The sequence below is a fragment of the Neisseria sp. HMSC03D10 genome (assembly GCF_001807625.1).
GTDB classification, from domain to species: domain Bacteria; phylum Pseudomonadota; class Gammaproteobacteria; order Burkholderiales; family Neisseriaceae; genus Neisseria; species Neisseria mucosa.
On sequence record NZ_KV789608.1, the window covers coordinates 73,701 to 82,593 of the forward strand.

An 8,893-nucleotide genomic window follows, 5' to 3' on the forward strand; every position below is an offset into this window, starting at 1 on the left:
CTTTGAGCTAAGGCGAGGCAACGCCGTACTGGGTTAAAGTTAATCCACTATAATACGCTGGCTTTCCAAACCAGACAAAAGGTCGTCTGAAAACGGCTTCAGGTTGAACACAACCTGCGGCGTTTGTTTTCAGACGACCTTGTTTGCCGAAGAGGCGAACTTTTCCTATTCCCTGACTAGCGTGGGATTCGATGACGGGCGGCGATTATTTGTCGCCAAGTCCTAAAGGATGATCTGATAATGCCGTCATTCCTGCGCAGTCGGCAAAGGTGGCTGACAAATGTCCTGTTTTCATTTTGGCTTGCGATTTTTTTTACTTTAATGCACCTGATGAACAGCAGGTTGAACCCGAAAAACAAAACCCTGCGCATGAAAGGCAGGGTTCGGGCTTTATCGGCAAATCTACACCTTGCTTTTGAGGATTTTGCGGATGGCGGAAAGCTGGCGGCGGCTGACGGGCAGGGGTTTGGGGATGTCCAATATCTGCGCGCCCCAGGCGGAATCGCTGTCATCGTCGTCGTCCAACCGTATCAGGTAGTCTAATGTGTGGCGGAAGGCGAGGGCGTTGCGGTGGAGACGGATGATTTTTTCGCCCAACAATTCTTCCCAGTAGACCAAGGTTTTGGGCAGTTCGTAGCTTTGTCTGTCGCCGGTAACCAGAAAGACGGTTTTGTGTTCCGCCATCAGATAACGCGCCTGCTGCCACGGGATTTCGATCATGCGGTCGCGGCTGAAGACTTGGAAATGGGTAAAGTCGTCGGCTTTTTCGCGGTATTTTTCGCTGACCCGGTCCAATGCCGCCTGTAGGCGGGTTGAGCGGATGGGTTTGAGCAGGTAGTCGGCTGCCGCCAGTTCGAAGGCGCGCAAGGCATGTTCTTCGTAGGCGGTGGTGAAGATGATTTCGGGCTGGCGTTTGGCGACACGCTTGATGCGTTCGACCAGCTCGAGTCCGGTAATTTCGGGCAGTCCGATGTCGGCAAATACGATATCGACTTCGTGCATACTCAACCAGTCCAAAGCGGGCTGAGCGTGGTGGAATACGTTGAGGATGACGACGTTGCACTCTTCCAGCAAGATGCGCAGGCGTTCTGCGGCGAGCACTTCGTCTTCAACAATAATGACACTTAACATAATGATTTTCTTTTGTTATTTTTAAGTTTGACTGTCGGGTGAAAAGTCGGCACGGATGGCCGTCTTCCCGTTATGCATTTGGTTACGGCGATTATAGTAAATATGAAGTATTAATGTGCGTGTTATGTAAAAAAATAATTACATTCGAATAATATCTCGAGTAATTTGTTGCAATCTCGCCAATCTACTCCGTAACTATATCATGTATCGGTATTTTATGCGGCTGCCAGTGTTCTATCGCCCAAGATAAAAGTGCCTGCGGGCGGGAAACTTCGGGTGCGGGCGGAAGGTTGAGGTATTGCAGGACTTGGCGGAGTAATTGTTCTTTATGGTTTTCGTCCAAGGCGGGGGCAAGCGTCTGCTTTGACCATTTCTGCCCGTGTTTGTTGACCAAAAGCGGGAGATGGGCGTAATGCGGAGTAGCGAAGCCGAGGCAGCGTTGCAGGTAGATTTGGCGCGGGGTAGAAACGAGCAGGTCTTGCCCGCGCACGATGTGTGTGATGCCTTGGTCGGCATCGTCGGCGACGACGGCAAGCTGGTACGCCCAAAATCCGTCGGCACGCAAGAGGACGAAGTCGCCGATGTCGCGGGCGAGGTTTTGGGCGTAATGTCCGACTATACCGTCGTCAAAACCGATGGTTTCGTCGTTGACGCGGATGCGCCATGCGGGCGGTTTGTCGGTGTGCGGGCGGTCTTCGGGGCGGCGGCAGCGTCCGTTGTAAACGAATCCGTCGGCACCTTGGGCGGCGGCCGCCTGCCAGTCTTTGCGGCTGCAATAACAGGGATAGAGCAGGCCTTTTTCTTTCAGACGACCCAAGGCGTCCCTGTACAGCGAATGGCGGCGGCTCTGCCAAACGACTTCGCCGTCCCATTCGAAACCGAAGGCTTCGAGCGTGTGCAGGATATGCGCGGCGGCACCGGGCATTTCGCGTGGCGGGTCGAGATCTTCCATGCGGACCAGCCATTTGCCCCGGTTTGCGCGTGCATCGGCGTAGGATGCAAGCGCGGTCAGCAGCGAGCCGATGTGGAGCAGGCCGGTGGGGCTGGGGGCGAAGCGTCCGATGTAGTCTGTTGGTAGGGTTGCCGTCATGGTTTTGGGATTGGAGCGGGTTGATGGAAATCGGTTTGGGCGGGACTTGCCGTGTCCGTTTTAACTGCGTTGCGGCAGGGTTTTCAGACGACCTTTGGGGAAAGGTCGTCTGAAAACGGACAAACTATACCAAGCAACTGCTTCTGCGGGCAATGTTATAATGCCGTTTCAACACATTACGGACAGATTCCATGCTCATTGATACTTCACGTCCCATCCTTGCCGTCGATACCGGTACGTCTTTTCTTTCACTCGCTTTGCGTGCGGACGGAGAGGTGCGCCTGTATCATGAAAACGTCGGTACGCGCCAGTCAGAACTCATCCTGCCGCAGATTCGCGTGTTGTTCGAACAGGCGGGCATAGGCGCGTCGGATTTGGGTGGCATCGTTTATGCGCAAGGGCCGGGCGCGTTCACCGGATTGCGTATCGGGGCGGGTGTCGTGCAGGGTTTGGCAACCCCTTTCGACACGCCCGTTATCGGCGTGCCGAGTCTGGACGCGGCGGCTTATTTGGTTCCCGACTGCCCTTGCGTATTGGCGGCGACCGATGCGCGTATGGGCGAAGTGTTTTATGCGTGGTTTGATACGCAATCCCATACGCGTTTGGGCGATTATCATGTCGGCAAGGCTTCGGAAATCGTTTTGCCGCAAGGGCAAACCTTCGGAGCGGGTGTGGGCAACGCCTTTGCTTTGGCTGACAAGCTGCCTTTCGACGGCATACCGTCCATGCCGACTGCCGCCGATTTTCTCGAGCTGGCACTGAGCGGGCGTTATCCGGCGGCAGACGCGGCTCATGCCGAATTGTTATACGTCCGCGACAAGATCGCCCTGACGGCGAAAGAGCAGGCGCAAAGGAAGGCGAAACCATGAACATCCGCCGGGCAAGCTCTGATGACTGTGCCGCCCTGACCGCAATCGATGCGGCGGGCAATCCCTCGCCTTGGTCGGAACGGCAGTTTCTCGAAGCGGTGGCAAATCCTGTAGATACCGTTTGCGTCTGCGAACGCGGAGGCGAAATCTGCGGTTTTGCCGTCTGGCGCGAAATCTGCGGCGAGTCCGAGTTGCACCTGATTGCCGCCGCCCCGGTGTACCGCCGCCAAGGCATCGCCTCAAAACTTTTGGCATATTGGTTTCAGACGACCTCAAGCCAAGGCGTATCTCGCCTGTTGTTGGAAGTCCGCGCAGGCAATGCCGCCGCCATCGGCCTCTACCGCAAATACGGTTTTATCGAAACAGGCCGGCGGAAAAATTATTACCCCCTGCCCGAGGGCGGATATGAAGACGCAATTTTGATGGAAAAACCATGTTAAGCAGCCGTTACCTCCATTTGCACGAAGCCTTGGGACTGGGGCCGATGTGGCTCAAGCGCGGTGCAAAAACCGTTCCCGCTGCTTTTGCCGCGCCCAAAACCGGTATGCCCAAACCCGCGGCAGCGCCGGTTCAGACGACCATCCCACGTCAGGAACGCACCCTGTCGGCAGGGGCGCATCAGGCGCGTCTGTCAGCAATGGCAGCCGTACACATCGGAAGCCAACAGGACGTACCCGAGCGCGAAATGCCATCCCTGCAAACCGTGGCTGTCGAAGCGGCCCGTCAGCCCGAGGCGAAACCCAAACAGGAAACGCCTGCGGACAAACAAGCCCGCAGCATCCAAAACACGGCAGATTTGCCTGCCGCTCCGCACCATTCAGACGACCTCCCGCGCCTGTCCGCCACAGTCAAAACTGCGCACCTGATGGTGGTCAGCATCTGCCCTTCGACCGAAGATACGCTGCACGGCGAATTGTTTCACGGCGAAACCGGCGTCCTGCTGGACAATATGCTCGCCGCCATCCGCCTCAGCCCGCAGCAGGCGCACAAAACCAGTTGGGTGAAAGCCGCCCCCGTGTTCAGCCCGCATCCCTCGGAAGCGCAAATCCACGCCGAATTGCCTACACTGAAGCATGAATTGGAATCGTCCCAGGCCCGTGCGGTATTGTTTTTAGGGCAGGTTTTCGAACAAAAAGAAATGATGGCGGTCATGGACGAATTGTGCGGCGGCATACCGTATTTCACCATCCCGCACCCCGCCCGCCTGCTGCGCCAACCGCGCCTGAAGGCATATGCCTGGCAGGTATTGAAGAAAGCGGCGGCTGTGTTGTAGGGTTGATTGGAACAAAGGTCGTCTGAAACTTGGGAATAGGGTTTCAGACGACTTTTTTGCATTTTTTCAGCGGAGGCGTTTTGGGGACGAGGCACGCGCTAAGATGATGATAAAGATTACATTCTGTCATTCCTGCGCAGGCGGGAATCCACTGGAAGCCCTATGCAACGGGTGTTTGCAAAACAGCCGGCCGTAGCGTGGGCTTTGCCCACGGACAGGGTTTGATGACGCGCCGGTGTAAAGATAACCGCGTTATTTGCATCACAAAAGGTCGTCTGAAAACCTTGTCTTTGTAGGCGGTAGTGAAAACATAGAGCCTGCTCTAAAGGATGTTTCGCTATCTCTATCCGTGGGCAAAACCCACGCTACGCTGTAAGCCTGAGATTCAATGTTTGTAAAATAGTTGCCGAGATTCAAAAGTGGATTCCCGCCTGCGCGGGAATGACGGCATGGGGGAATTTTTGTTTAATTGATGGGCTGTTTTTTGTGGGAAAAGCCTGTGGCACAGGTTGAAAGCCAACCGTAGCGTGGGCTTTGCCCACGGGTTGTTTTTTGGAAAAGCAAAGGTCGTCTGAAAGCCTGCGTACAGGTTTCAGACGACCTTTTATATTTTCGCGGGCATAACCCACGCTACCAGTTGAACACTGTTGGAAATATCTTTCTTTTCGATCATATTTCCATTGATGTGGCGCAGTAAGCCGTAGCCTGAATCTCTACTAACCGCGTGCGTGGCTACGCCACTCACCCTACCTGCGGACGGCACAAACTTTAAAACCGAGGTGTAGGGTGTATGCGGTATGCGCGCACGCGTTTTTTGCCGTTTTCAAACCATTGTTTCAAACTTTCAGACGACCTCAGACGTCGTCTGAAAACCCAAAACTTACAATCTGTCCTTACGAGCGGTAGTCTGCGTTGATGGAGACGTAGTCGTGCGACAGGTCGCAGGTATAGACGGTGGCGGAGGCTTGTCCGCGGTGGAGTTTGATGCGGACGGTGATTTCGTCTTTCGCCATTACTGCCTGCCCTTGTTCTTCGGTGTAGCTTGCGGCGCGGCCGCCGTTTTCGGCAACCAATACGTCGTCCAGATACATTTCGAGAATGTCGGCGTCCAAATCGGCGATGCCGGCGTAGCCGATGGCGGCGAGCAGTCTGCCTAGGTTGGGGTCGGAGGCGAAGAAGGCGGTTTTGACCAGCGGAGAGTGGGCGACGGCGTAGGCGACTTGGCGGGCTTCGTCGCGGGTTTTGGCGTTTTCGACGCGGACGGTGATGAATTTGGTCGCGCCTTCGCCGTCGCGGACGATGGCTTGGGCGAGTTCGAGAGCGAGGCTGCCGAGCAGGTCTTTGAGCTGTTTGTAGCGCGGGTCGGCGATGTTGTCGATTTCGCTTTGGCTGTTTTTGCCGGTGGCGATGATGACGAAGCTGTCGTTGGTGCTGGTGTCGCCGTCAACGGTGATGGTGTTGAAGGTTTCGTCGGCGATTTCTTGGGTCATCAGTTGGAGGATGGGTTGGGAAACTTTGGCATCGGTGGCGATGAAGGAGAGCATGGTCGCCATGTTGGGATGGATCATGCCGGAGCCTTTGGCGATGCCGGTGGCGCGGACGGTGTGTTTTTCGCCGACGCTGCCTTCGCGCGAGGCGGATTTGGGCACGGTGTCGGTGGTCATGATGGCGCGTGCGGCATCCGCCCAGTCGGCGGGCTGCATTTTGGGCAGGGCGGCGACGATTTTGCCGACGGGCAGGGGCTCGAGGATGACGCCTGTGGAGAAGGGAAGGACTTGGGAGGGTTTACAGCCGGTTTGTTCGGCGGTGGCGGCGCAGGTTTCGATGGCGTCGATTCTGCCTTGCGCGCCTGTACCGGCGTTGGCGTTGCCGGTGTTGATGATGATGGCGCGCACGCCGTCTTCGTCGAAGAGATGTGATTTGGCGATGTGGACGGGGGCGGCGCAGAAGCGGTTGGTGGTAAACACGGCACCGACGGTATTGCCGCCGGAAAGTACCATCAGGGTGAGGTCGGCGCGGTCGGTTTGTTTGATGCCTGCGCGGGCGGTGAAGAGTTGGATACCGTCGATGTTCAGCAGTTGGTCTGCGGTTTTTTCTGTGAGGTTGACTGCCATTTTGCTGCTCCTTTGTTTGAGGTTGCTATGGGTTTGGGTTTCAGACGACCTTTTTGGTTCATCGGGGTCGTCTGAAAAGTGTTCAGAATCCTAATACGGGGATGATAATCGGGGCGATGGCGGCGGTCAGTACGCCGTTGAGGGTCAGCCCCAGCCCTGCGTATGCTGCCATGCGCCGGCTGCGCTCGAGCGAGGCGGCGATACCCATGGCGTGTGAGGCGGTGCCGAGCGACATGCCGACCGACGAGGGCATGACGACTGTGTTTTTAAGTACGGTATAACCGGCTATCTGCCCGACCAGTCCGGCGACGATGACGGTGGCGGCGGTGATGGCGGGGATGCCGCCTATGGTGCGGGTGATTTCGATGGCGATGGGGTTGGTCACGGATTTGGCGGCGAGCGAGAGGACGACTTCACGTTCCGCGCCCAGCCATTTGGCGAAATACATGCCCGTGATGATGCCGGTCACGCTGCCGGCGAGCTGCGAGACGATGACGGGCAGCCACTGACTGAAGATTTTTTGACGGTTTTGGTAGAGCGGGACGGCGAGCGCGACGACGGCGGGCTTGAGCCAGAAGTCGATAAACTGCGCGGCATCGTGGTACACGGCGTAATCGATGTCAAGGATTTTGAGGTAGGCAATCAGGGTAACGGTGCTGATTAAGACAGGGTTGAGCAGCAGGTAGCCCGTCCGCGCGCGGAGGATGAGTGCCAGCGCGTAAACCGCCAGCGTCAGGAAAAGCAGGACACTGGGCTGCTGCCACAGGGAAAGGATGCCGTCCATCAGATTTTCTCCCGTATCCATTGATGCACCTTGCCCGTAACCAACAGGACGCACACGGTACTGGCGGCGGCGGAGACGAGTATCGACAGCCAACTGTCGGCAATCAAATCCAAATAGCTGATGACGGCGACACAGGGCGGCACAAGGAAAAGCGTCAGGTTTGCCATCAGCGCGTCGGTAAGCTGCTGCAACCACTCGGCTTTCACCCACCCCGCCTGAAGCATGACAAACAAAATACCCATGCCGATGATGCTGCCGGGCAGTTTGATGCCCGTAAGGTAGGCGGCGGTTTCGCCGAGCGCAAGGCAGCCGAGCAGGACGAGCAAGGCGCGGATGGTGTGCATGGGTCGGGTTTCCTCTATGGTTTGCCGCTTTGCAGACGGGCGGTTTATGAATCTTTGTTAATAATTGAATCATAACGCCCTTGGGGTCGTCTGAAAACCCGTTTGCCGGTTTGATTTTGCCCGAGCCGCGTTTTCAGACGACCTCGTGCATGACGCAGGCGGCTCAGTCCATTAAAATCCCCGTTTCAGACGACCTTTAAAGAAAGAACACTATGTATCACGCATTCGGCGGCGCAGCAGGCGTACGCAACCTGACCGACCGCTTTTACGACTTGATGGAACTCGAGCCGCAATACCGCGCACTGCGCCAGATGCACGGCGAAGACATGACGCTGATTCGCGAAAAACTCTACGAATTTTTTAGCGGCTGGCTCGGCGGCCCGCCCTTGTTCGAGCAGAAATACGGCCATCCCATGCTGCGCGCGCGGCACATGCCCTTTGCCGTGAATATGCAAGTGCGCGACGAATGGGTCGCCTGCTTCGCCCAAGCCATGAACGAACTGGAAATCGGCAAAGACCTCGCCGAGCCCGTCCTTATCCGCATTTTTGCGATGGCGGACTGGATGCGCAATCAAAACGAAGAAGGCGTAGAACCGCCCATGCCGCCGATGGCGGTCGATCCCGCAATCCGCATCCCCGAACTGAAAAATGTATTAAAGCAATACGGCGTGGACGGTTATTTCCCAACCTTCCCGGCTTGAGGTCGTCTGAAAAAGGCGAATCCCTTCCCGTTTTCCCTGTTTGATAAAAGGGCTGCTGCTGTAAAGGTGCAGCCGTTGCACTCAATCCATGGCGGAGAATCCCAATAACGATATTTCTGCCGGTAACAGTCAGGCAAAGTGGCAAAATAGTGTTTTAAATGCAGTCAGGATAGAATTACGACATTTTCAGACGACCTCGACCGTCGTCTGAAAATGTCGTGATCCTTTATTAAACATACAGCAGGGAAGTGTGAAATGAATACAAATACATGGTTGAAAAAAATAATGGTTGCTTTGCTGGCTTTGGGCATAGGGCAAGCAGCTTGGGCTGATGATGTGCCGAATTTTAAGAAAATGCTTCAAGCTGCAGAGCAAGGAAATGCCGATGCCCAATTTAATTTGGGTTTGATGTATGACAAAGGTGAAGGAGTTCGTCAAGATCATGCACAGGCGGTGCAGTGGTATCGTAAGGCGACAGAACAAGGGTTGGCTGAAGCCCAATTTAATTTGGGTTGGATGTATGACAATGGGCAAGGAGTCCGTCAGGACCCTGTGCAGGCAGTGCAGTGGTATCGCAAGGCGGCAGA

General features: G+C 55.8%; 10 protein-coding genes. 5 read left to right on the top strand and 5 right to left on the bottom strand.

Going from position 1 to position 8,893, the window contains the following annotated elements:
• Positions 1 to 402: 402 nt before the first annotated feature.
• On the bottom strand, positions 403 to 1,131 hold the full coding sequence (locus HMPREF3066_RS11175; RefSeq protein ID WP_039407778.1) for a LytR/AlgR family response regulator transcription factor: 729 nt from the start codon (positions 1,129 to 1,131) through the stop codon (positions 403 to 405).
• 184 nt (positions 1,132 to 1,315) lie between these two features.
• The gene (gene gluQRS / locus HMPREF3066_RS11180) at positions 1,316 to 2,221 is read right to left on the bottom strand and encodes a tRNA glutamyl-Q(34) synthetase GluQRS (RefSeq protein WP_060974672.1); all 906 of its coding nucleotides are present in this window, start codon (positions 2,219 to 2,221) and stop codon (positions 1,316 to 1,318) included.
• Between the two features lie 191 nt (positions 2,222 to 2,412).
• On the opposite strand from gluQRS, the gene tsaB reads away from it, so the two are divergent.
• Genes tsaB through HMPREF3066_RS11195 form a run of 3 tightly spaced genes read left to right on the top strand, consistent with a single transcriptional unit; the run spans position 2,413 to position 4,363 of the window.
• The gene (tsaB, locus tag HMPREF3066_RS11185; protein WP_070443004.1) at positions 2,413 to 3,090 is read left to right on the top strand and encodes a tRNA (adenosine(37)-N6)-threonylcarbamoyltransferase complex dimerization subunit type 1 TsaB; all 678 of its coding nucleotides are present in this window, start codon (positions 2,413 to 2,415) and stop codon (positions 3,088 to 3,090) included.
• On the top strand, positions 3,087 to 3,530 hold the full coding sequence (rimI, locus tag HMPREF3066_RS11190; protein ID WP_070443006.1) for a ribosomal protein S18-alanine N-acetyltransferase: 444 nt from the start codon (positions 3,087 to 3,089) through the stop codon (positions 3,528 to 3,530). Before tsaB ends, rimI begins: the two co-directional genes overlap by 4 nt.
• A complete protein-coding gene (locus tag HMPREF3066_RS11195) occupies positions 3,524 to 4,363 on the top strand; it encodes a uracil-DNA glycosylase family protein (RefSeq protein ID WP_070443012.1) in 840 nt (279 codons plus the stop codon). Before rimI ends, HMPREF3066_RS11195 begins: the two co-directional genes overlap by 7 nt.
• An 893-nt stretch (positions 4,364 to 5,256) precedes the next feature.
• Here the strand turns inward: HMPREF3066_RS11195 and argJ are convergent.
• From argJ to HMPREF3066_RS11210, 3 genes are all read right to left on the bottom strand, one after another.
• On the bottom strand, positions 5,257 to 6,477 hold the full coding sequence (argJ, locus tag HMPREF3066_RS11200; RefSeq protein ID WP_070443013.1) for a bifunctional glutamate N-acetyltransferase/amino-acid acetyltransferase ArgJ: 1,221 nt from the start codon (positions 6,475 to 6,477) through the stop codon (positions 5,257 to 5,259).
• Positions 6,478 to 6,559: 82 nt separating this feature from the next.
• On the bottom strand, positions 6,560 to 7,261 hold the full coding sequence (locus HMPREF3066_RS11205) for an LrgB family protein (protein WP_049227463.1): 702 nt from the start codon (positions 7,259 to 7,261) through the stop codon (positions 6,560 to 6,562).
• Entirely contained in the window at positions 7,261 to 7,605 is a 345-nt protein-coding gene (locus HMPREF3066_RS11210; protein WP_049227453.1) for a CidA/LrgA family protein, read from the bottom strand. The genes HMPREF3066_RS11205 and HMPREF3066_RS11210 overlap by 1 nt, the downstream gene beginning before the upstream one ends.
• A 212-nt stretch (positions 7,606 to 7,817) precedes the next feature.
• Here HMPREF3066_RS11210 and HMPREF3066_RS11215 point away from each other — a divergent pair, with 212 nt between their 5' ends.
• Both HMPREF3066_RS11215 and HMPREF3066_RS11220 read left to right on the top strand, forming a co-directional pair.
• On the top strand, positions 7,818 to 8,306 hold the full coding sequence (locus HMPREF3066_RS11215; RefSeq protein ID WP_016686553.1) for a group II truncated hemoglobin: 489 nt from the start codon (positions 7,818 to 7,820) through the stop codon (positions 8,304 to 8,306).
• A gap of 255 nt (positions 8,307 to 8,561) precedes the next feature.
• Positions 8,562 to 8,893 (top strand): tetratricopeptide repeat protein (locus HMPREF3066_RS11220; RefSeq protein ID WP_141743221.1); only part of this gene is annotated, 332 nt, incomplete at its 3' end.